At 57.1% G+C, this 22,957-nt stretch carries 14 protein-coding genes; 8 read left to right on the forward strand and 6 right to left on the reverse strand.

The genetic code is table 11. The features are described from left to right. Positions 1–146 precede the first annotated feature (146 nt). A complete protein-coding gene (locus BST81_RS15370) occupies positions 147–842 on the reverse strand; it encodes a DUF922 domain-containing Zn-dependent protease (protein ID WP_083636888.1) in 696 nt (231 codons plus the stop codon). Between the two features lie 101 nt (positions 843–943). Further along, on the reverse strand, positions 944–1,645 hold the full coding sequence (gene surE, locus BST81_RS15375) for a 5'/3'-nucleotidase SurE (RefSeq protein ID WP_075599379.1): 702 nt from the start codon (positions 1,643–1,645) through the stop codon (positions 944–946). Positions 1,646–2,046: 401 nt separating this feature from the next. Between surE and BST81_RS15380 the strand changes: the two genes are divergently transcribed. The 7 genes from BST81_RS15380 to BST81_RS15410 all read left to right on the forward strand — a co-directional run bounded on the left by BST81_RS15380 (position 2,047) and on the right by BST81_RS15410 (position 18,467). Further along, positions 2,047–4,503, forward strand: a complete 2,457-nt coding sequence (locus tag BST81_RS15380; RefSeq protein ID WP_075599380.1) for a hypothetical protein — start codon at positions 2,047–2,049, stop codon at positions 4,501–4,503. Positions 4,504–4,600: 97 nt separating this feature from the next. Next, entirely contained in the window at positions 4,601–5,185 is a 585-nt protein-coding gene (locus tag BST81_RS15385; RefSeq protein ID WP_075599381.1) for a DUF11 domain-containing protein, read from the forward strand. A 21-nt stretch (positions 5,186–5,206) separates the two neighbouring features. Continuing rightward, positions 5,207–6,706 (forward strand): DUF11 domain-containing protein, encoded by a 1,500-nt coding sequence (locus tag BST81_RS15390; protein WP_075599382.1) that lies wholly within the window; start codon positions 5,207–5,209, stop codon positions 6,704–6,706. Next, entirely contained in the window at positions 6,703–11,124 is a 4,422-nt protein-coding gene (locus tag BST81_RS15395; protein ID WP_075599383.1) for a hypothetical protein, read from the forward strand. The genes BST81_RS15390 and BST81_RS15395 overlap by 4 nt, the downstream gene beginning before the upstream one ends. A 2-nt stretch (positions 11,125–11,126) precedes the next feature. Beyond that, positions 11,127–15,020: a DUF11 domain-containing protein gene (locus BST81_RS15400; RefSeq protein ID WP_171974771.1), complete on the forward strand. Its 3,894-nt coding sequence runs from the start codon at positions 11,127–11,129 to the stop codon at positions 15,018–15,020. Between the two features lie 559 nt (positions 15,021–15,579). After that, entirely contained in the window at positions 15,580–16,899 is a 1,320-nt protein-coding gene (locus BST81_RS15405; RefSeq protein WP_075599385.1) for an ATP-binding protein, read from the forward strand. After that, complete coding sequence (locus BST81_RS15410) at positions 16,896–18,467, forward strand: tetratricopeptide repeat protein (RefSeq protein WP_075599386.1); 1,572 nt, start codon at positions 16,896–16,898, stop codon at positions 18,465–18,467. The genes BST81_RS15405 and BST81_RS15410 overlap by 4 nt, the downstream gene beginning before the upstream one ends. A 59-nt stretch (positions 18,468–18,526) precedes the next feature. Here BST81_RS15410 and BST81_RS15415 read toward each other — a convergent pair whose 3' ends face one another. Together BST81_RS15415 and BST81_RS15420 are read right to left on the reverse strand one after the other, a co-directional pair. Continuing rightward, entirely contained in the window at positions 18,527–19,042 is a 516-nt protein-coding gene (locus BST81_RS15415) for a Uma2 family endonuclease (protein WP_253188315.1), read from the reverse strand. A gap of 290 nt (positions 19,043–19,332) precedes the next feature. Next, positions 19,333–19,704 carry a metalloregulator ArsR/SmtB family transcription factor gene (locus tag BST81_RS15420; RefSeq protein ID WP_075599387.1) on the reverse strand — a complete coding sequence of 124 codons (372 nt, stop codon included), beginning with the start codon at positions 19,702–19,704 and terminating at the stop codon, positions 19,333–19,335. 316 nt (positions 19,705–20,020) lie between these two features. Here BST81_RS15420 and BST81_RS15425 point away from each other — a divergent pair, with 316 nt between their 5' ends. After that, the gene (locus BST81_RS15425) at positions 20,021–21,454 is read left to right on the forward strand and encodes a PAS domain-containing sensor histidine kinase (RefSeq protein WP_075599388.1); all 1,434 of its coding nucleotides are present in this window, start codon (positions 20,021–20,023) and stop codon (positions 21,452–21,454) included. Between the two features lie 24 nt (positions 21,455–21,478). Here the strand turns inward: BST81_RS15425 and BST81_RS15430 are convergent, their stop codons facing one another. Both BST81_RS15430 and BST81_RS15435 read right to left on the reverse strand, forming a co-directional pair. After that, positions 21,479–22,168: an aldehyde oxygenase (deformylating) gene (locus tag BST81_RS15430; protein WP_075599389.1), complete on the reverse strand. Its 690-nt coding sequence runs from the start codon at positions 22,166–22,168 to the stop codon at positions 21,479–21,481. 2 nt (positions 22,169–22,170) lie between these two features. Next, a complete protein-coding gene (locus BST81_RS15435; protein ID WP_075599390.1) occupies positions 22,171–22,935 on the reverse strand; it encodes a heme oxygenase (biliverdin-producing) in 765 nt (254 codons plus the stop codon). Between the last annotated feature and the right edge of the window lie 22 nt (positions 22,936–22,957).

Consider the following 22,957-nt stretch of genomic DNA (forward strand, 5'->3'; position numbering starts at 1 on the left):
TGCTTGGGAAACTTCCGTATCCCTGGGAATCGAACCTATCATATATCTCCGTGCAATAGGTGTCTCAGAAACTACTTTGACGCTCGATCGGATGGTGGAAGGGGAGATGGGGGATTGTCTGAGTTCTCTGCATACCATCAACGTAGTTAAGGGAAAGTAGCCCCCTGGCTGGCTCCGTGACCGGTGGTCTGATCGTAGGTAATATCTTTCTGGTTATAGCGCTGGATGATCGATCGGGCCGCCTGATTGGCAGCACTTTCCAATTCTGGACAGGTGGGATAGGCCGAAAACCCCTGTAGTTTGCTTAAAATCTCCCGGCCTGCATTCAGCCCGTGATCTTTGTGGCCATCCTCATGGGCTTTCAGGGCTGTAATATAACGCTGCCATCGCTGCACCAGGGCTTGGGATACTTCACTCGACGGATGCCATTGCGGCATCAGGATGGTCACCTCCGTCTTCACCTGGGCTGTCGTGATCTGGCAATTTCCCCCTCTGGATTCATAGCGATAGTTCCAGCGAACATACCAGTCTGTTCTGGCATCAAAGCGGCGATTGGCATTGCTATCAGTTGGCCCCACCGCATTCATCTGCTCACGCAGTTCTTGCGCTGTCGATCCGGTGATGGTGTAGTAGGTCATTTTGACCGTCGCATCATCCTCTGGTTTGTTGGTTTGGGCCAGGGAGTCTAAATCCTGGAGGACAGGTGCAGCTCCGCAGCCCGCCAGCAAGGAGAGAGACACAGCCATGGCCGCAAGTTGACGCTGACGGGCTGACCACAGGGCAACCAGACTGGCTGGAGATCGTTGAGGCTGGACCGGTTTCAGAGTATTGCTTTTCACCATAGATTCAGGCGGGGGAGATGGAAAACAAGAGTCAAATTTTTTAGATGGCTTCCTCTTTATTCTTCCCTGACCGCAGATTTCCCGCTCAAAATCCCATTTTTTTAGAGCTGAATTTTAGTCACTGCAATCTGGCCTGAGAAGCAAACATCCACATCACTCCCGGGTTCCCGCGATCTCTGGGCATAGTCCCCCACATAAATCAATTGATCCCCCTCGACCCGGTAATTCACGGGCAGAGGCTGGGTCGAAAGCGGGCAAAACACCAGCTCCGGATCCGGATCATCCGGTTCCAGATGGGGCAAATTCACGTTCCAGAAGCTCCCTGGGTCCAGGGGCAGACGCAGGAGCTGGTTGACCACCGTTGCAGTCCAGCGAGCAGCCGTCTCCCAATGGATGGGACGTTTGCCTTTGCGGTAATGGGAGATGGCAATTCCCGGAATGCCATGGAGGGCAGCTTCCCGCACCGCAGCAACGGTCCCAGAGATATAAGTATCAGCACCCAGATTTCCACCTGCATTGATGCCAGACAGCACCCAATCCACCTCCGAACAGAGGTGACTGAGGGCAACACGGGTGCAATCTGCTGGGGTTCCCCCGATCGCAAACTCCTGCTGCGATCGGGGATGAATCTGGATGGGGTGGGAGGTCGTAACCTGGTGTCCACAGCCGGAATGATGCTCCTGGGGAGCCACCACGATTACCTCATTCGCCTCATGATCCACCCCATAGTCCTGCAGGGCCTGATACAGGGCCTTAATTCCTGGCGCGTCGATTCCATCATCATTGGTCAGAACAAAGGTCATGAATCGTTAGGGATAGGGGCCAGTCCCATCCTACAGGACCCCTTCCCGATCGTTTCACGGACAACAGGGTTCAAACAGCACCAGCCTGTACACAAGTTTTTTATTTTTTTCCCTTAGATTTGGAGTTAACATCTAGATGGCATTAAAAAATACTCTCAATGCCTAGTTGATAGTACTGAAACACTCTAGTTGGTATTACTGAATATCTATTTGGGTTATCACTGAATCCCTGATTCGGCAAGATCTTTGGCGACAGGAGGTCTAATTTCAACCTCATCCACCCTATCTTCTGAGCTGTTCTTGGGATCAGAAATTGAACTCAGTATTGCAGCTTGCCCACTCCCCAATGAGCCCCATGTATCCCCTTACTTCAGCATTCTTATTCAGGTAAAAGCATTCCAATGAGTACGACCCGGCATTCTAACCGTTCTTTTCACCCGTCCTATCCGGCCCTGATCTCGACTGCCCTGCTCACAGGGGGTCTCTTCCAGCTCGCCCTGCCGGTGCTGGCGATCGGAGCTCCGGCGGGCACCCAGATCAACAACCGGGCCACCGCTACCTACGAAGACTCCACCAATCCAGGCGTACAGATCAATACCACTTCCAACACGGTCACGATCACGGTGGCTGAAGTCGCCGGTCTGACCAACGTCCCCGCCGGAATTTTAGATGCCAATGGCGGTAGCGTGTCCACAGGGGATACGGTGAGCTTCGACTTCCTCGTGACAAACGTGGGGAACGACGCGACCAACCTCTTCATTCCCGGTTCTAACAACATTACGACCCAGGGCCTGACCATCACCACGATTCAAGCTGACCTGGACAACAACGGTACCTTTGAGACCACCTTCACCCCAGGCACCGACTTTACCACCACAACCCCGATCGCCGCCGATGCCAGCATTCGGGTGCGGGTCACGGGTACGGTGACCGCTAACACCGCTGGGGCTCCCGTCTCGGTTCGGTTAGGAGACACCCCTCCCAACGATAACTCAGCGGCGACCCAGAACCAGGCCAGTACTGGTGTAAACACGGATGTCCGAACCGTGAATACGGGTGCCACCCCGGTTAACGGTCAACGGGAAGCCAGTGCCCTGAACGCCACTACTCTGGGCATTGCCGTCACCACTCAAGCCTTGGCTACTGTCCTGAAAACCATGGCCACCTACAGTCCAGGGGGTACGGCTACCACAGACGACCAGGTGACCTACCGGTTAGATCTGCGCATTCCCTCCAGCCCGCCCCCTGGGAACAGCTTCACCGTGGGTACCCTGGAAGGTACCGCGATCACGGTCAACGGCAACACTGTCACCCGGATTCTGGTGTCTGATGTCATCCCGGCAGGCACAGTCTTTGACCCCGGTTTCACCCCGGTGGCTCCGCCTAACTGGCAGGTGGTGTACAGCACTACGGCCCCGGGTAACGCGATCGCCGCCCAGTGGCAAACCGCCCAACCTGCTGCCGCCACTATCCGCCGTGTGGGTTTCATCCTCAACCTGCCTGCGGGTACCGCTGCGGATGCCAATGGGGGCACCCTGCCACCCGGTTCCACCACCGAAACAGATGCCAATGGGTTCCGCTTCCGGGTGGTGACGACGAACCTGACCACGGGGGGCCAAGTCGCGAACATTGCCCAGGCATTTGGGGAAACCCAGGGCGATGCCGCCAACACGATCGTCTACGACGAATCCGGGGACCAGAACCCGAATAACTTTGACGGCAGCGCTCCTGGTGCTGCCTTTAACCCGGTAACAGATACGGGCGTTGCCAACCCTACCACCCAGGGCACGGACAACAGCAACAACAACACGGGCCAGGGAGCAGGCGGGGAAGATAACGTGGTGGTGATTTCACCCCCCGGCAGCATTCTCAATGGTCCCCAGGGCCAACCGGGAGCCACAGGGCCGACCAACCAGCAGGACGACTTTACAAACAAGACGGCAACGGATACCCCGGCGGGTAATGCCGGAACCTACGATCCGGCCCCCATTGTCTTCACGAATACGGTTCAGAATCCTCCCAGTAATACCAGCAACCTGAGCAATGTGGTGCTGAAACCGATCGCCCCAGGCGAAGCTGCTGCAGCCACAGCCGGTGGGTTTGGAGCCAACACCGATCTCCCGGCAGGCACCACCGTCACCATTACCCTGGGGGCACAGACCGCCACCTACACTTACAACGGCACCACCTTTACCACCACCGATGCACCGGTGACGATCGCCACCCTGGCTCCAGGTGTTTCCCAGAACTATACGGTTGCAGTCAACCTGCCCACGGTCGGCCAAACGACGGCCTTTCCGGTGCCGATCGTCAGCTTTATCGACAGCGGTATCAACCCGGGTCAGTTTGATCCGGCTTCAGAGCCTGTCTTTAACTTGACGATCGATCGGGCTTACACCGGCTTTGTTCGTCTGGTGAAACAATTCCGGATTTTGGCGGCAGATGGGGTTACGGTCCTGCAGGATTTCCCGGCGAATCCTCTGGATGCGACGCAGGTGGCTACGGTCCAGCCTCAGCCGAATCAGATTATTCAATACCGGATTACTTACGTCAATATCTCGACGGCCAGTACCGGTGCGGCCAGCGGTAATGTGCTGCTGAATGCCAACAATCTGGTGATTACGGAGGATGGCACGGCGGCTCCCAATAACTGGGCCCAATTCACGATCAATATCACCAATTCAGCGGCTGATCCGGGCGGGGTGATTACCTATTTTACGGCTCCGATTCCGGCGGCTCCAGGTGGGGGTAATGCGGTGGATCCGGGGGCGGCGACCACGGGCTACCGGGACTCGGTATCGGGCACTCTGGCCCCTGGCGCATCGGGGCAATTCACTTTCCGCCGTCGGGTGAATTAATTGCCGTTGAAGTAGAGGCGTTGCCTGCAACGCTTCTACTTGATCACCCCTCTACGGTATTGGCCTTAATCCATTGCATTCCTTTTAATCCATTCCCATGCAACGACACATTATCCTTGGCTCAGGTTTGGTTACGGTTTTAACAGCAGTCTTCTGGATCAATGGCTCGACTAGCCTTGCTGCTGCCCCCTTTCAGGTGAGTGGCACGGGCAATGGAGCCCCGATCGTCAGTCAAAAACCTGCTCAGGTGGATTTGCAACTGCTGGTGGAAAAACAAATGGTGGTGCGGGATACCCAGGGCAAGCAGCAGATTGCCTGGCAACCGCTGCAGGGCAATGTCACGGTTCAGCCCGGGGATACCCTGCGTTATAGCTTCACAGGGAAAAATACCAGCGATCGGGCGGTGAAAAATCTGGCTGTGACCCAGCCGATTCCCCGCCAGATGGTTTATCTGCCCTACTCTGCCACGGGCAGTGCACCCATTCCCGTCAAGATTACCTACAGCACGGACAACGGCAAGACTTTTGTGGAGACTCCCACGATTCAGGTCAGGTTGGCCAATGGTAAGGTTCAGACCCAGCCTGCTCCTCCGTCTGCCTACACCCAGATTCGCTGGACGGCAACCCAGCCCCTCAGTCCTAGTGCCAGCTTTACTGGCAGTTACCAGGTGCGCGTCCGCTAGTCCCCCCAATCAGGAAAGACCATGAGTTTCCAGCTAAGCTGGAGCCAACGCTTAAGAGCGCCCTGGCTCAGAAGTCTGGCGGCGATCGTGCTGACCAGCAGTCTGCTCCCCCTCAGTCCGATCGCTAGGGCCGGGATCTCCCTCCAGAACCGGGCAACGGCTACCTATGGCGATGGGATTCAGGCGGACCTGATTGACGTTATGGCTGTCTCCGGAGTGGTTGCGGCCCAGCCTACCGTTGTGCCTCCTGGTCGCATTACGGGTTGTGCTGGGGAAACCTTGCCCACCTATACCGGCTTTAAGGTCAGCCTGTTTGATCCTTTAATGGGAGACCCCACGGGCACCTCTCCTGGCAACCCAACCCCCTTGACGCCTACCGAAGTCCCCGATGTTGTAGGCAATGGTATTCCCCTGGGACTGGTCCCCAACAGCCAGAATATCAATCTCTTTCCCAGCAACCAGGGCAGTTTTAACTTCCTCCTGAATGCCAGCCAGCAAAGCTTCGGCAAGACCTACATTCTGGTTATTACGCCACCTGCTGGTTCCGGATATGACCAGCGTCGGGTGCAGGTGACGATCGGGGCTACCACTGGCAATAGCCTTATCTACACCGCCACGGCCCTGGATGGTAAGCCCCTGAATCCCCCCAATGGCCAGACCTCTGTTAGCTACACCCAGAGCCTGACGGATTTGAATCAGGCAGGTATTTCCCTTGCCGTGATTGCTCCCACCGTGAGTGTTTGCCAGAACCAGGCTCTGCAGATTGTTAAGAGTGGCGATCGGGCTGCTGCTGAACCGGGGGATACGGTGATTTATCGCCTTGCCATTCGCAACCTCTCCAGTACTGCCGTGGTTAACCTGACGGTCACGGACGTGCTGCCCCTCGGCTTTACCTATGGGGTGGGGTCGGTGCGGGGCGAATCTAACGGTACTCCTGTTTCCATTGCCACCGAGCGGTCTGGTTCCACCCTCCAGTTCAAAGCTGAAAACTTTGCTCTCCCTCCTGGTAGCCAGAATCAGCCTTCGGTGCTGACGATCGCCTACGCTGCCACCCTCACCCCTGACGCCATTCGGGGTTCCGGGCAGAACTCCGCTGCCGTCTCAGGACAGCGAACCGACAACCAGTTGCTGGTGAAAGACGGCCCCAGTATCCATCGGCTGGCTATCCGGGCGGGCATCCTGGCGGACTGTGGCACCCTGATTGGCCGTGTCTTTTACGACAAGAACTTTGATGGGGAACAGCAACCGGGCGAACCAGGGCTTCCCAATGCGGTCATTTTCATGGACGACGGTAATCGTATCGTCACCGACGTGAATGGGCTGTTTTCAGTGGCGAATGTGATCGCTGGTGCCCGTACTGCCACTCTGGATCTGACTTCAGTCCCAGGGTACACCCTGGCCCCCAATCCCTACTTTATCGAGCGCAACAGTCAGGTGCGCCTGGTGCGCCTGGAACCGGGTGGACTGGCCCGGATCAATTTCGGAGTTGTCCCTGCCGTTCAGACTGGAGGGACGCCATGAAGCGCCTCTTCCAGATGGGAGCCACTGCCGGAACCCTGAGCCTGCTGCTGCTGGCTCCGATCGCCAGGTCAGAGTCCACCCAGGCAGAACCGGTGCTGCAGGTTCAGGAGAACTGCGCTGCTGCCCAGTCCTGCCTGCCGCTGCTGGCTCAGGTGACACCGCCCATGGACCCAGCGGTGGCTCCCCTGCCGGTACTCCAGATTCTCACCCCTGCCCCCAGCCAGGTGCTGGACCAGCCTGCCGCCACCGTCACGCTGCAATTCCAGGTTGGAGACGCCACCACCCCGCCTCCGGAGATTGAACTGCGGGTGAATGGGACCCCGATCGATCCAAAACTGGTGGGTCGGGTGGAATCCGACAGCAGCACCAACCTGGTCCGCCAGACCTGGTATGGGGTGCCCCTGGGCCAGGGGGATAATCTCCTCAGCGCCCGCATCAAAGGCCACCCAGAAACGGAGACGACGGTGCGAGTGCAGGTGCGGGGCAAGGTCACCCAGCTCCAGATCAGCCCGGTGGAATCCCGCATTCCGGCGGATGGCCGATCGACCGCCACCCTGCAGGGCCAGTTACTGGATCAGAATGGCAACCGGGCTAACTGGGATGCGATCGTCACCCTTCAAAGCAATGCCGGAGACTTCGTTGGAGAAGACCTGAACAAAGATCAGCCCGGTTTCCAGGTCGAGGCCAAGCAGGGCCAGTTCCAGGCCAAGTTGCGATCGAATCTGACAGCGCAGATGGTGCAGATTCGGGCTACCAGCAATAATCTGGAGGCTTTTACCCAGCTCCAGTTTGAGACAAATCTCCGGCCCTCCCTGGTTTCCGGGGTGATTGACCTGCGCCTGGGTTCCCGGGGGACTGACTTCTACGGCAGCCTGAAGGACTTTCTGCCAGCGGATGGCAATAACGGCACCCAACTGGATCTGCGGACAGCCGTGTTCGCCACTGGCAAAGTAGGAGATTGGCTATTCACCGGCTCCTTCAACAACACGCGCCCCCTGAACCAAACCTGCGATGGCAACCGCCTGTTCCGGGATGTCCAGGCTTGTGAGCAGAACTATCCCGTCTATGGGGACAGTTCCACCGTCAGCGTCACCAGCCCCTCGATCGACAGCCTCTATCTGCGCCTGGAGCAATCCTCCGGTATCCCCAACGCCAGCCCCAACTTCTTCATGTGGGGAGATTACAACACGGAGGAATTTGCCACCCGTGCCCAGCAATTTACGGCCTTCACTCGCCAGTTGCATGGCTTCAAGGGCAATTACAACTTCGGGGATCTTCAGGTCACCGCCCTCTACGCCAATAATGTCCAGGGCTTTCAGCGGGATACGATCGCCCCCGATGGCACCAGCGGCTACTACTTCCTCTCTCGGCGGCTGGTGCTGGCGGGCAGTGAGAATGTGTTTCTGGAACTGGAAGAACTGAACCGACCCGGTACCGTGATCCAGCGGCTGGCTCTGCAGCGGGGTCCGGATTACGAGATTGATTATGATCGGGGTACCCTGCTGTTCCGCCGTCCCATCCTGCGGACAGAAGTGGACGATCGGGGCCAAACCCTGGTACGGCGGATTGTGGTCACCTACCAGTTCGACAGTCCGGGCAGCAACAATGCCATCTACGCTGGACGGGTGCGTTACTACTTTTCCCGCACCTTTAACCAGGAAAGTTGGCTGGGAGCCACCTACTGGCGGGAGAACCAGGGTGATCGGAGCTTTGAACTGGTGGGGGCCGATGCCCTGATTACCCTGGGACCGGCCAGCCAGTTGATTCTGGAATATGCCCAGTCTCGTAATGATCTTGACAGCACAGGTCCAGTCACCGGCTCGGCGGTGCGGGCCGAGCTGAATACCCAGCTCAATCCCAACCTGCAGTTGCAGATGTATTACCGCTCTACGGATACCGGGTTTGCCAACAACGCCACCACCAGTTTTGTCCCCGGTCAGACCCGCTACGGAGCCCAGGTGAATGCAGTCCTCTCCCCCAGCACGACGGTGAAACTGCAGGTCGATCGGGAAGAAAACTTTGGGATTGCCCCCCAGCCCCTCAATACCCTGGAAGCCTTCCTGGCTCCCCGCACCACAGCCGTTCCGGGCAGTCGGGTGGACAACTCCCTCACCACCTACTCCATTGGCCTGCAGCAGAAGATCGGGCTGGCGGATCTGTCCCTGGAACTATTCCATCGCGATCGGCAGGACCGCATCGCCCTACTCAACACCAGTTCCGATCAGCTTCGCACTCGCCTCACTGTACCCTTGATCGAGAACCTGACCCTGATTGCCCAGAACGAAACCACCCTGTCTGGACAGTCGGACCCGGTGTATGGCGATCGCACCCTGCTAGGGGTGGATTGGACCATCACTCAGGGGTTGAACCTGCGGGTGGCTCAGCAGTTTTTCGGTAGCGGACCCCTGGCGGGTAACTCCCTCACCAGCATGGACCTGACCGGCTCCTACAGCCTCGGCTCCGACACCACCCTGACCGGACGCTACTCCATTCTGGGGGGAGCCAATGGCACGACGATGCAGGGCATGGTGGGTCTGAACCACCGCTGGATTCTGGCCCCCGGTCTGCGACTCAACCTGGCCTATGAGCGGGTGTTTGGAGATTTCCCGATCGCCACTGGCACCGGCACCCAGTTTCTGCAACCCTTCGCCGTGGGCCAGTCCGCTGCTACCCTGGCCCTACAACCGGGAGAGAGCTACAGCGTCGGCCTGGAGTATAACGATACTCCTAACTTCCAGGCCAGCGCCCGCTATGAATTTCGCAGTTCCCCGTCGGGCAGTAATACGGTGATCTCCGCCGCTGCTGCGGGCAAGCTCTCCCCTGCGGTGACGGTGCTCTTCCGCTACCAGCAGGCTAATGCCTCGAACCAGCTCCTGCAGGGCCTGGGAGACACCTCCAGTCTGAAGATCGGGCTGGCCTATCGCGATCCGCAGAATGACAGTTTCAATGCCCTACTGCGCTATGAATACCGCAAGAATCCCTCGGTGATTCCCAACACAATTCTGCTGGGTAGCGGCACCGGCTCAGAAGACCAGACCCTGGCTTTGGAGGCCATCTATGCCCCCGACTGGCAGTGGGAGTTCTATGGTAAGTTCGCAGTCCGCAGCAGCACCACCTATCTGGCCAGGGATTTAGTCGGCACCAGTTCCATCTCCCTGGCCCAGTTACGGGCCACCTACCGCCTGGGCTACAACATGGACTTGGTGGGAGAAGGCCGCTGGATTAACCAGCCCTCGACGGGCTACAGCGAAACGGGATTTTCGATCGAAGCCGGGTATTACCTGACCCCCAATCTGCGGGCGGCGATCGGGTACAGTTCCGGCAGCATCGTTGCCGGGGATCTGGCCGGGAACCGCTCTGCCGGTGGCTTTTATGCCGGGTTGACGGTAAAACTGAACGAGTTGTTTGATGGCTTTGGCTTGCAAAAGCCCCTGCCCCCGGCTCCCCAGGTGGCAACAGCCCCGCCTCCAGTTCCCATAATCCAGGCTGCAGCCTCCCCCCCATTGCGACTAGATCTGGCCCAGAATCTAGGGTTTGCTGACAAACAAGCTAATCTCAGCCCTCAGGATATGGAAGTGCTGGACCAGATTGCCGTGATTCTGCAACAATATCCGGCGGTGGCGGTGGAGATTCAAGCCTATCTGCCCTCCCTGCTGGTCGGGAGCACCGCTCCGGATCTGGAAACCCAACGGGTCATTACGGCCCGAGGTTATCTGCTCGGAAAGGGCATCAGCGCCCAACAGGTGATTATCCGTTCGCTGGGACAACAGGCCAGCGGGTCACAAAACCAGTATTTCTCCCTGGTGCTGACCGGCCCCTCGGAAACATTTGGCTTTATGGCCGCTCAGTTAGAAAATGGGGAAACAGCCTCTCCAGCCTTGAATACCCTGCGCCAGATTGTCCCCGTGCAAACCCAGGCGACGAGTCCGACTGCCTCTCCTCCCGCAGGACTAGCCCTGGCCGTGGATACCAATGGGTCTGTCTCGGAGCAACCGGCCTTGAATCAGGTCATCTCATTGCTAAAAGCGAATCCCAATCAGACGATCGAACTGCAGGGCTATGGGATTGGAAACCCGGATGCTGCCTTGGACAGGCTTCTGGTGGCCCGGACCTACCTGATGGACCAGGGGATTGAAGCCGATCGCATCCTGATTCGGACGCCAGAGGTGACCCAACTTCAGGCCCAGGACCCCAATCGGGTGGACCTGATCCTCAGCCAGACCCCGACCCCGACTGTGACGGCCCAGGCCGATCGGGCCACCAATCTGCGCCTAGCCCTGGCCCTCAACCTCCTGCTCGGTCGGGATACGACCACGGTGCAGGCCATGTTGCGAACCCTGGGCATCAACCCGCCCGAAATCCAGGGGGCATTGGTAGACCCCGTTCTTCTAGAGAAGCTCCAGAAAGACATTCGATGATCATGATGCATCCCATCTTCAGCAAATTCTCTCGATCCTGTCGCTACGCACTGCTTGCGATCGTGGCCCTGCTGGGAACCCTGCTGTTCCATCTCGGCACCACGCCCCCCGCGATCGCCCAGGTGGCCTCCCTCAACAAGAGCTTCTCCCCCCTACAGATTAACCCCGGCCAGAGTTCCACCCTGACCGTGACCCTGTTCAACTCTGCCACCACTGCCCTGACCAACGCTGCGGTGACCGACAACCTGCCTGCTGGGATGGGAATTGCCAATCCACCTGCCATCACCAACACCTGTGGTGGCACCGTCACGGCGATCGCAGGCAGCACCGCCTTTTCCCTGGCTGGGGGAAACGTTCCAGCTAAAGTTGGGACTGTGGATGGCCAGTGCAGTTTCTCCGTTAACGTCACAACGACGGTCCAGGGCAACTCAGTGAATACGATTCCGGTCAACGCCTTCACCAATGATCAGGGTCAAACCAATGCCACCCCAGCCAGCGCTACATTGCAAGTGCGGACCATGGCCAACCCTGGTCTGAGTAAGAACTTCACCCCCAGCAACACCATCTTTGCGGGTCAAACCACCAATCTGTTGATTCGGGTTACGAATAATGACGCGAACGTGGTCCTGACCGCTGTCTCCCTGACCGATAATCTGCCGACCAATGTCACGGTTGCGGGTGCGGCTACCACCAACTGTACTGGTGGGACGGCGGCCACCACCGCCACTTCCGTCACCCTCACGGGCGGTTCCATCAACCCTGGAGCTAACTGTACTGTGACTGTTCCAGTAACTTCCACCGTTACAGGTAGCTATACCAATACGTTGCCGATCGGCAGCCTGACCAACACCCAGGGGGTGACGAATGCCTCTGTTGCCACCGCCAATTTGACCGTTCAGAACCTGTCTGTCACGAAAGCCTTTTCCCCGTCAACCAACATACCAGGGAGCCCCTCCACCCTGACGATTACCCTGTTTAATCCCTCTGGGGCGGCCTATACGGGGGTGGGGGTGACCGATAACCTGCCCTCCGGCTTGCTGGTCGCCAGCCCTCCCAATACCAGTACCACCTGTGGTGCGGGCACTGTGAATGCCGCTGCCGGAGCCAGCTCTTTTAATCTCACAGGTGGGACCATTCCGGCGGCAGTAGGAGCGACCCCTGGTTCCTGCACGGTGACCGTCAGTGTCGTCGCCAGTAGCACCGGCAACCGCACCAACACCATTCCTGCCGGTGGGGTGACAACAGCCCAGGGAGCCACCAATGTGGCCCCCGGATCGGCCACCCTGTCCGTTGTTGCCGGACTCAACCCGGTCACCCTGGCCAAAACCTTCCTGACCAACCCAATCCCAGTGGGGGCTCCCTCTGTCTTGAGAATCCGGTTGACCAATCCCAATGGCAGTCCCAACGTCCTGACTAGCCTGGGCATCACCGACACCCTGCCCACGAACGTGGTGATTGCCAATCCCCCTAATGCCAGCACCACCTGTAGCGGCGGCACGGTCACTGCCACGGCTGGGGGCAATTCTGTCACCCTGTCTGGCGGCACTCTCAACATCAACAGCAATTGTGATGTGCTGGTTAGTGTGACGGGTACTGCACCGGGGGCCTATCTCAACTCCATTCCAGCAAACAGCATCACCAATGCCCAAGGCCGCACGAATACCAGTGCCGCCAATGCCACCCTGAATGTCACCTCTGGGGTTGAGATCAGCAAGGCGTTCTTTCCCAATACGATCGCCCCTGGGGGGCGCAGCACCCTGATTGTCACCCTGACCAACTACCTGACCACCGCGGTCACCGGAGTGCAGTTGACCGATAACCTGCCCCAGGGAGCCCGCCCCATTCGGGTTGCCAACTCTCCCAACAATGCCGCCACCACCTGCGGCACGGGCACCGTCACTGCCGTTGCCAACGCGACCAGCTTTACCCTCAGCAATGGCACCATTCCCGCTGCCCAGGGCGCGGTGCCGGGGATCTGCACTTTCCAGGTGGAGGTCACCAGCACCGCATCCAGCAGCAATAACACCAATACGATTCCCAGTGGGGCGTTGACCAGTACCCAGGGGGTGACGAACCTGTTACAGGCCCAGGCCACCCTCAACTTCACGCCTCTACCCGTCAATGTGATCAAGAGTTTCAACCCTCTGACCGTTTCCGGGGGCAGTACCTCCACGATGACCGTCACCCTGACCAATCCCTCCACTACCCAGACCTATCTGCAAACCACCTTCACCGACACCATGCCCGCCGGGATGCAGGTAGCTTCTGTGCCCAATGCCACGACGAACTGTACCAATGGGATTGTGACAGCAGTGCCGGGGGCGAATACTTTCACCTTCAGTAATGGGCAAATTGCTCCCAACACCAGTTGCAATGTCTCCCTGCAGGTCACGTCTACGGTGACGGGCAACCGCACCAACACGATTCCGATCGGGGGCGTGACGACATTCCAGGGGGCGACCAACACCAGTGCCGCCAGTGCCACCCTGACCAACCTGCCCGGATTGGGCGTGGGCAAGGCGTTCAGCCCCTCCCTGGTGCAACCGGGGGATACGGCCCTCCTCACGATCACCATTATCAACGCCAACCCGATCGACCTGACCAGCCTCTCCCTGACGGACACTCTGCCCAGCGGCGTGACGATCGCCCCCATCCCCAATGGCACCACCACCTGCACCAGCGGCACGGTCACCACCACGGCTGACAGCGTCACGATCACGGGGGGCAGCATGGTGGCCTCCACCAGTTGTACCGTCTCGGTCAATGTCACCGTGGCAGCGATCGGCACCTACAACAACGTCATTCCCGCCAATGCCATCACCACCGCCGAAGGGGTAACCAATCCCCTGGCCACCTCTGGCAGTATCTCAGCGGTCAACTTCCCCACCCTGAGCAAAACCTTTAACCCAACGACCATCAGCCAGAATGGGCTGTCTACCCTGACCCTGCAATTGGGCAACCCCAACGCCGCTGCCATCACTTTGACCGCCGTCCTGACGGACACCCTGCCTGCGGGGGTGAGTGTGGCCAATCCGCCCAATATTGGCGGTACCTGTACCAGCGCCAATGTGACGGCTGTGGGTGGGGGCAATACGATCGCCTACGCCAGTGGCGCGACGATTCCGGTGGGGGGCTGTACGATCTCGGTGCAGGTCACCTCCGCAATTTCGGGTAGCTTCACCAACACGATTCCGGCAGGGGGCCTGCAAACCACCTCTGGTAACAATCCGAACCCTGCTTCCGCCAGCCTCACCGTCGGTAGTGCCCCCAACCTGTTGCTGGTGAAGCGGATCACTGCTGTTGTGTCTGGCGGGGTGACGACCCCCTTCAACACCGTATTTAATGCTGCCACCACCATCATCAGCGACCCTAATAATGATGACGGCAATGCCAACTGGCCTGCAGGCTATCTCCAGGGCGGCGGCGTGCCCGATGCTGGGGTGAGTCCAGCGGATCCGGTGGATGCCGTGGCCATCAAACCGGGGGATCAGGTGGAGTACACGATCTACTTCCTCAATGCTGGGGGCCGGGACGCCCGCAAGGTACGGCTGTGCGATCGCCTGGAGCCGAATCAAACCTTCGTTCCCACCGCCTATAACGGCTCCAGTCCTGGGGACGGCGGCTCTGCCACGAATCAGGGGCTGGCTCTGGCGATCGGATCTACTGCCCCCACCGCCTACCTGACGAATGTGGCCGATGCCCCCGATCGGGGCGAATTCGTGGCCAGTCCGACGGTTCCGGCCAAGTGCAACACGGTGGACAATCCCAATGGCACGATCGTCGTGGATGTCACCCGTGATGCCCCTCTGAGTCCCCAGAGTATTCCCTATGCTACGGCTCCAGGCACCCCGACTGGATCTTATGGGTTTATCCGCTTCCGTACCCAGGTCAACTAACCGTGCCATATCGTTGACTTTGAGTATAGGGAAACCTGTCGGGGGGCGAATCTCTCGGTGGTCTTCACTCAAATGGAATTAGACTCCCCAGATCCCTGAATTGCCCTTTTTCCATCCTCCTTCCCATTCCGTCAGTTAACCTACCCCTGCCCCTCCCAGGAGGGATACACAGACCTTGCAGAATTCTGGATCCCCTTCCCCTCTTGGGAGGGGTGGCCCGTAGGGCCGGGGTGGGTCTGGGTGGCCACTGTGGTTTAATCTCGAAGTACTTTGCGACTGACGCCATTGAACTTTTTTCAGGGGGCCAGCCCCCTGCACCCCCGCTGGAGGACACCGCGCGTCCTCCAGACCTCCTCCGCAAAGGAGGGAAAGCCTAACAACTCGCCAAATTGCCTACGCACCCGGCGCGGTGAGCCTGACCTTCGAACCTGAAATAATCGCTCTTTAAAATCCCCTCTTGGGAGGGGTGGCCCGTAGGGCCGGGGTGGGTTTGCAGGCCATCCCATCAGCTGGGAGGATTTTATGGATACAATAAGTTCCAAACCCAAGCACCCTGGCTATGAGCGATCGTTTAACCCAGATCTACAACGCCTTTGATCCATCCCGTCCCCTCCCGGCAGGGGATCCCCAATACGTAGACTTCCGGGACGTGCGGGGCGATGAGGACATTGTCAGTGATCTGGGCAAACGGATTCGCAACTCGAACCAGGCCACCTACCAGCTCTACACCGGCCATCGGGGCAGTGGCAAATCTACAGAGCTGCGCCGCTTGCAGCAAAGCCTGGAAGAATATGGCTTTTTTGTGGTCTACTTTGAGGCGGATGAAGAAGATATCGATCCGCAAAACGTCGAATATATCGATATCCTGCTGGCCTGTACCCGCCGCTTTCTGAAGGAAATTCGATCGGCCAATGCTGCCCCAATTCAAAACTGGCTGCGGGACCGCTGGCAAGATCTGAAAGATCTGGCCCAGATGGAAATTTCTATTGACGATGTCAGTCTGGAACAATCCCTGTCGGTCTTCACCAAACTGACGGCCAGTATTCGAGCCGAGCCGACCCAGCGAGCCAAAATTCGGGAGCGGGTGAATCCCCACACCATCACCCTGTTGCAGGCCCTGAATGAGTTCATTGCTGATGCCCGTCAGCATTTGCCCCAGGGCAAGTCTAAACTGGCGATGATTGTGGATAACCTGGACCGAATTCCGATCGACTTCCGGGACAATGGCCGCAGCAACCATGAGGAAATTTTTCTGGATCGGAGTGAGCAGTTAAAGGGGTTGAACTGCCACATGGTTTATACCGTGCCCATTGCTCTGGTGTATTCCAGATGGGCCAATGAGGTACAGACCATCTATGACAAAACCCTGGTGCTACCCATGGTGATGGTGCAACAGCACACTGGGGAGGTTTTCCCACCAGGGCTGGCGAAACTGCGGGAGGCGGTGTGGTTGCGGGTGAATCCCCATGCCCCCGATCTGGATCTGGCGACCCAGGTGTTTGATGCGCCTGAAACCCTGGAGCGGCTCTGCCTTTCCTGTGGCGGCCATATTCGCGAATTGATGCAGATGATGCAGGAAGCAGTGAACCGGGCCGACCAGGTGCCGATTACCGCCAGGGAAGTGCAGCGGGCCATCACCGAACTGCGGGCAGTTTACCAGCGGGCGGTGGAAGAACCAGAATGGGAGAAACTGGCCCAGGTTGCCCATACTAGAATTATCCCTAATGACAACGAACATCGCAGCCTGCTGCAGCGGCGCTGCATTCTGGAGTATCGCTGTCTGGATGAAGTTGGGGAACTCCTGACCTGGTACGATATCCATCCCCTGATTCGCAAACTTCCCCGCTTTCAGGAGGAACTCGCTAAACTGAACCCATGACGGCCAATGCCTTTGATTGGGACGAAGAATTAAGCCCGGAAACCAGGGAAGAGGTCTACCGGGCCTTGCTGCGGGCCTTACGTCGCAAGCAAGGGTTTGGGCTGTTTTTTGTCCAGTGCTCCCCGGCCCAGGGGCAGCAGATTGTCAGAGACTTACGACGAGATCTGCCCCAGCAACGGATTCAGGAGTTGCCCCTGCAGGGAGAAGTAGACACCCTCTATGACCAGGTCGCCGCCCTCTGGCAGGCTCAGCCTTTCGATCTGCTGGTGATTGAAGGGTTGCAGGCATCCCTCTATGCCTATGAAGACACAAAACGCCTCAGTGGGTGGAGCAGCAGCGATATCTATACCTACAGTTGGAAAGGGGTACCGAAAATCCTGAACCACCTGAACCAGCAGCGAGAACATTTCCGGGATGACTTTCCGGCCCGGTTTGTCTTCCTGGTGCCTGCCTTTGTCGTGGATTATTTCATCCAGCGAGCCGCTGACTTTCTGGATTGGCGTTCCGGCCTGTTCCGCTTTCCCAAAAACCCCCAGGAGATCGCTCAAGAAGCAGATCGACTTGTGGCAGTAGGCAACTACAGCAAATATCTACTTCTGACCCCCCAGGAGCGGGTGGAGAAAATCCTGGAACTCAAAGACTTGCTGGAGTTTTGTCCTAATCATGATCTCAGGGTAAAACTTCTCTCTGAGCTGGGATTTCTCTTCTGTGCTGGACAGGACTATGAGAACGGCATCATGAGCTGGAATTATGCCCTGCAAATCAAACCGGACGATCACGAAGCCTGGTACAACCGGGGGGTTGCCCTGTCTGCCTTAGGCCGCCATGAGGAGGCGATCGCCAGCTACGACCAGGCCCTGCAAATCAAACCGGACRAKCACGAAGCCTGGTACAACCGGGGGAATGCCCTGTCTGACTTAGGCCGCMAWGAGGAGGCGATCGCCAGCTACGACCAGGCCCTGCAAATCAAACCGGACAAGCACGAAGCCTGGWACAACCGGGGGAATGCCCTGTCTGACTTAGGCCGCCATGAGGAGGCGATCGCCAGCTACGACCAGGCCCTGCAAATCAAACCGGACTATCACGAAGCCTGGAACAACCGGGGGTTTGCCCTGTCTGACTTAGGCCGCCATGAGGAGGCGATCGCCAGCTACGACCAGGCCCTGCAAATCAAACCGGACTATCACGAAGCCTGGTACAACCGGGGGTTTGCCCTGTCTGACTTAGGCCGCAAGGAGGAGGCGATCGCCAGCTACGACCAGGCCCTGCAAATCAAACCGGACAAGCAMGAAGCCTGGTACAACCGGGGGWWTGCCCTGTCKGMCTTAGGCCGCAAAGAGGAGGCGATCGCCAGCTACGACCAGGCCCTGCAAATCAAACCGGACGATGGGAGCGCTCATTACAACAAAGCCTGTTGCTACGGCCTTCAGGGAGCTGTTGAACTGGCAGTGACAGCCCTGAAACAGGCCATGCACCTGGATTCGAAGTATCAGGAGATGGCTAAGACAGATACCGATTTTGATCCGATTCGGGCCGATGCCCGTTTCCAGGCCCTGATCGGGCCATAGGACCCACCCCGGCGCTACGCGCCACCCCTCCCGAGAGGGGAGGGACGTTCCTGCGAGGATTATTCCTCGATCTCGCTGAAATCTACCCCCGCATACAGGTCCCTGAACGGGATGTGAAACTCGATCGTGCTCAAACTTAAAACGGATTCTGCTGCTTCATATTCCGTCAACACCCACTTGCCTTCAGCATTCCTGGCATACTGCATGACATGAAACCGGGCCTGGTCAATCAAAATGTACTCTCGTAGGTCGGAAATGGAGCGATAGTACATAAACTTCTCACCCTGGTCATAGTTCTGGGTTGACTTAGACAGGACTTCGGCAATCAGCAGAGGATTCGTAACCGTGGTGGTGCTGGTGCCCGTGTAGAGAGGGGTACCCTGGATCACCATCACATCTGGATAGGTATATTGCCGATGCTGGGGAATCCACAACCGCACATCCCCAATGTAGACGTGGTAACCTCGGCAGGCATACAGCGTTCCGGCTAGCTGATTGTGGTTGGTGGTGCCTCCGGTCATTGGAACGATCGCCCCAGCCCGGTATTCACTCTTATAATTGGCCTGAGCTTCCAACGCCTGCTTCCCAGGAAGAGACCTCAGGGAAAATGAAACGATCCCTGAGAACCCTGACTCAGCCCCAGCATCCACATGAGACCATCTGTGCCAGGGGCGTAAGCATCCAGGCAAGCTGTTAGCTTCAGACCTTTTTGCGGAGGCGGTCTGGAGGACGCGCGGTGTCCTCCAGCGGGGGTTGCAGGGGGCTGGCCCCCTGCAAAACAAACCCAACCCGTTTAAGCTTGTCGTGCTAGAGGGCTGGCTTCGACCTCGCTCAGTCAGCAAGTTTCCCAGTAATCCCCTGGCACCTAAGTTGCTGTAGCCTTGCTCTTCCCAGATTCCGACAGCCCCAGATCCTGAAACTGCTTCAGCCGCTGCGACTGCTCCTCCAACCGCACCGACAGCCGCATACTGACCAACTCACAGAGATCAAAAATGAACGGTTCCGCGATCGCATAATACACACTCACCCCCTGTGGCATCCGGGAGACAATCCCCGCCTGAGCCAGAACCTTCAGGTGCTTGGAAACATTCGCCTGACCCAGACCCGTCTCTTCCATAATCTCCGTCACATTCTTGGCACCCGATCGTAAAGCACACAGAACCTGTAGCCGACTTAACTCAGACAGCACTTTGAAATAATCCGAAATGGGAGCCAGAGCAGAAGGGGGAAGTGTCATGACGGTTGCTGAGGGGGGATAGGGGCTGACTGCAGTGATTTCGTTGGAAAGAATAGATGGCTATTTATTTATCACTATATAGTAGTAAAGTCAAAAATGTGAAGATAATCTATCAATTTTCAGTCCGTTGTCTTCCACCAACTCGGTAGAAATACAGGCATAATGAAATCATTGTCTCAGGGTGAATAACTCTGACAGCATCGCGGAGCTTTTTTCTAGAAGCCTTTGCTGGCATGGTTTGCGATCGTGATGGGTCAGCACCCGGCTATCCGTGGATTTGCGATCGTAATTTCCCGGACTCCTCAGGTCCCCTGCCATGCTGAGATTGTTGCGTCTTCCCAACCTGGCCTTATCCATTGCCCTCGGCTATGCCTTTGTCAGTAGCCTCTGGATTGCCTTTTCTGACGATTTACTCAAGCACACTGTTCCAGATATTGACCTACTGACCCAATTACAAACCATCAAAGGCTGGGGATTTGTCCTCTTCAGCAGCATAATTCTGTACGGCATTATCCAGGCTGCTATTCGTCGCCTGAATCGTAATCATCAGCTTCTGCAAACGATCGTCAACTCCATCCCCGATGCCGTCTTTGTCAAAGATCGCCAGGGGCGCTATTTAATTGCTAACGCCAGATTGGCCTACCTGATGAATCGCCCACCCTATGCCATCCTGGGCAAAAGCGATGCAGACTTTTTACTGCCCCAGGAAGCCAATCAGATCGAAGCCTCCGATCAGGAGGTCTTCCAGACCGGCTGTGCCGCAGAAGTTGAATATCAACTCATGATCCAGGGACAACCCCGCTGGTTTCTGGTCAGCAAAGCCCTCTGCCAGACTCCAGATGGCCATGTCATCGGTTTGGTCAGCATCTCCCGTGAGATTACCCACCGTAAGCAAATCCAGCAAGCCCTGGAGAATTTTAACCAGGAGCTAGAAGCTAAAGTGCAGGAACGCACCCAATCTCTGCTAACAGCACAGGTGGCCCTGCAACAACAAGAGCAAGAACTCCGGCGAGCACTGGCTGCAGAACAGGAATTAAACGAATTGCGCTCCCGCTTTGTGTCCACCGTATCCCACGAATTTCGTACTCCCCTGACCGTGATCACTACGGCAACGAAGTTGCTGGAACAGTTTTATGAACAAACCCCGATCGCCAAACGGCGAGATTACTTCCACAAGATCCGTCAGGCCATTCAGGCCCTCACCCAGCTTTTAGATGATTTGTTGCTGATTGGCCAGGCTGAGGCAGGACGCTTAAGCTTCAACCCAGCCCCACTTGATTTTCATCGGCTTTGCCAGGAGCGCGTCGAATCCCTGACCGTCTCTGAGCCCGATCGCACGATTCTGATGACCTATCAGGGCGATAAAGTTATGCCCCTCGACGAAAAACTGGTAGATCACATCCTCACCAATCTCCTCTCCAATGCCCTGAAATATTCTGCCCCCGATCAGACCGTTCACCTTTTCATCACCATCCATCCCGACCAGATCCTGATACAAGTCCGTGATCAGGGGATTGGAATTGCGCCAGAAGAACAATCCCGTCTGTTCGAGTCCTTCCATCGATGCAGCAATGTGGGCAAAGTTCCGGGTACAGGACTGGGCCTCTCGATCGTCAAACATTGCGTAGACCTGCACCAGGGCACGATCATCGTAGACAGTACCCTGGACCAAGGAAGCACCTTCACTGTCACCCTTCCCAGGGTACAGGCATCACTCACACCATCTCCCCCGATCATCCCCCGATCGTAAATTGCCTGCAACAGGTCTTGCCTGTTACGCCCGCAACCCATAGACCGACATCCGCAGGATATCCCGCGTCGTAAAGCCAATATGACCCAGCGCCTCCCCATAGCGACTGATAAAGTCCTCGATTAAGGTTGCCTTTACCATCCCCAGGGCTTTCATATCCGACTCTACCCAATTCAACATTCGCCAGATCACTGGCATTACCTGACGATTCGCAGCCTCAACCTCCTCCTTAACCTGTTCAAAGAATCTGGCCAGCCAGATCTCACCAAAATTGAGATGACTGTACTCGTCCTTCACCACCGACTCTGTAATCTTACGGGCAAACTTATCAGCAACTGGGATGTAACTGTTGTAAGCTGCGATCGCAAAACATTCAATCACCAACGCCTGCACCAGTAAACAGGTGGCAGTCTGCCCCGCATCCGCAGCATGCTGAAAAATTCCATGCAAATCCGCAAAAAACCGTTGGGCAAAATCCAGATCAGGGGTCACCTTCAGATTTCGACCACAGGCTTCAAAACTTTTGCGATGACGGGCCTCCATCTCAGCTAAATGACTTAATTCAGCCTTATGCTCAGGCAACAGCTCAGCCAAGCGGACGAAATTCTCATAGGCTTGCTGCTCTCCTTCTAAGACAATGCCATTCACCCGACTGTAAGCATCCCGGTAGGGATCGCTAAAGAAATCAATTGCGTTTATCTGTCCTTGCACCATGATTATCCTCGGGCACTGTATTCAGGGGTGGCCTCTGGTGCAGCGCCCCGATGGGGATGCTCCGTGCTACCGGGCTTATCCTGACGGGTCAGCAGGTCAAACACATGCTCCCCGATCGCCGTTCTGACATCATCCTCCAGGTCATGCATCACATCTCGATTCAATTGAAAAGCATAGTTGGCTTCGTCTACGATGCGCTGAATCGTAGCTTCATCCACAGGCAAGGAATTGAGCGCATCCCGATACTTCTCCTTGAAGGCCCGTTTCGCTTCCACCGTCGGCAGTTGGTCAAAGTCATGCAGTCCGGTGCCCTGATCCGGTGGCAGATTCAATGCCGATCGAATAATGTTTTTCAAACTCTGGCCACCCGAGAGATCGCCCATGTAGCGGGTATAGGCGTGGGCTACCAGTAGGGCCGGATCGGTTTCAGAGACTTCCCGCATCCGATCGACGTAAACCTGACCTGCGGGCAATGGCGCAATCTGCTCCCGCCAGTTGTCCCCGTAGTAAAAAGCCAGATCCTTCTCCAGATTAGCGGTGCGATCGAGTTCTGGGAACACCATTAACCCAACCACCGAATGATTGCGGTGACGCTGGAGTTCTGCTTCCAGTGTGCTGTAAACCAGATACAAATTGGCTAGCAGCTTTCGGAAGGGTTCCCGTTCCACGACGCCTTTCAGAAAACATTTCATGTAAGCAGTGTTTTCTGCCATGGTGTGAGACTGTTTGGTATCTTCCCGCAGACGCAGAGCTAAATTTTGACTCATAACGAATTTTTACAGCGCAACT

This window comes from Leptolyngbya sp. 'hensonii', from assembly GCF_001939115.1.
Classification (GTDB): Bacteria; Cyanobacteriota; Cyanobacteriia.

Excerpts from the sequence above, each read along its gene's own strand:
- BST81_RS15400 (WP_171974771.1), top strand. The coding sequence starts at position 11,127 with ATGATGCATCCCATCTTCAGCAAATTCTCTCGATCCTGTCGCTACGCA.
- BST81_RS15430 (WP_075599389.1), bottom strand. The coding sequence starts at position 22,168 with ATGGTGCAAGGACAGATAAACGCAATTGATTTCTTTAGCGATCCCTAC.
- BST81_RS15385 (WP_075599381.1), top strand. The coding sequence starts at position 4,601 with ATGCAACGACACATTATCCTTGGCTCAGGTTTGGTTACGGTTTTAACA.
- BST81_RS15405 (WP_075599385.1), top strand. The coding sequence starts at position 15,580 with ATGAGCGATCGTTTAACCCAGATCTACAACGCCTTTGATCCATCCCGT.
- BST81_RS15420 (WP_075599387.1), bottom strand. The coding sequence starts at position 19,704 with ATGACACTTCCCCCTTCTGCTCTGGCTCCCATTTCGGATTATTTCAAA.
- surE (WP_075599379.1), bottom strand. The coding sequence starts at position 1,645 with ATGACCTTTGTTCTGACCAATGATGATGGAATCGACGCGCCAGGAATT.
- BST81_RS15425 (WP_075599388.1), top strand. The coding sequence starts at position 20,021 with ATGCTGAGATTGTTGCGTCTTCCCAACCTGGCCTTATCCATTGCCCTC.
- BST81_RS15390 (WP_075599382.1), top strand. The coding sequence starts at position 5,207 with ATGAGTTTCCAGCTAAGCTGGAGCCAACGCTTAAGAGCGCCCTGGCTC.
- BST81_RS15370 (WP_083636888.1), bottom strand. The coding sequence starts at position 842 with ATGGTGAAAAGCAATACTCTGAAACCGGTCCAGCCTCAACGATCTCCA.
- BST81_RS15435 (WP_075599390.1), bottom strand. The coding sequence starts at position 22,935 with ATGAGTCAAAATTTAGCTCTGCGTCTGCGGGAAGATACCAAACAGTCT.
- BST81_RS15395 (WP_075599383.1), top strand. The coding sequence starts at position 6,703 with ATGAAGCGCCTCTTCCAGATGGGAGCCACTGCCGGAACCCTGAGCCTG.
- BST81_RS15380 (WP_075599380.1), top strand. The coding sequence starts at position 2,047 with ATGAGTACGACCCGGCATTCTAACCGTTCTTTTCACCCGTCCTATCCG.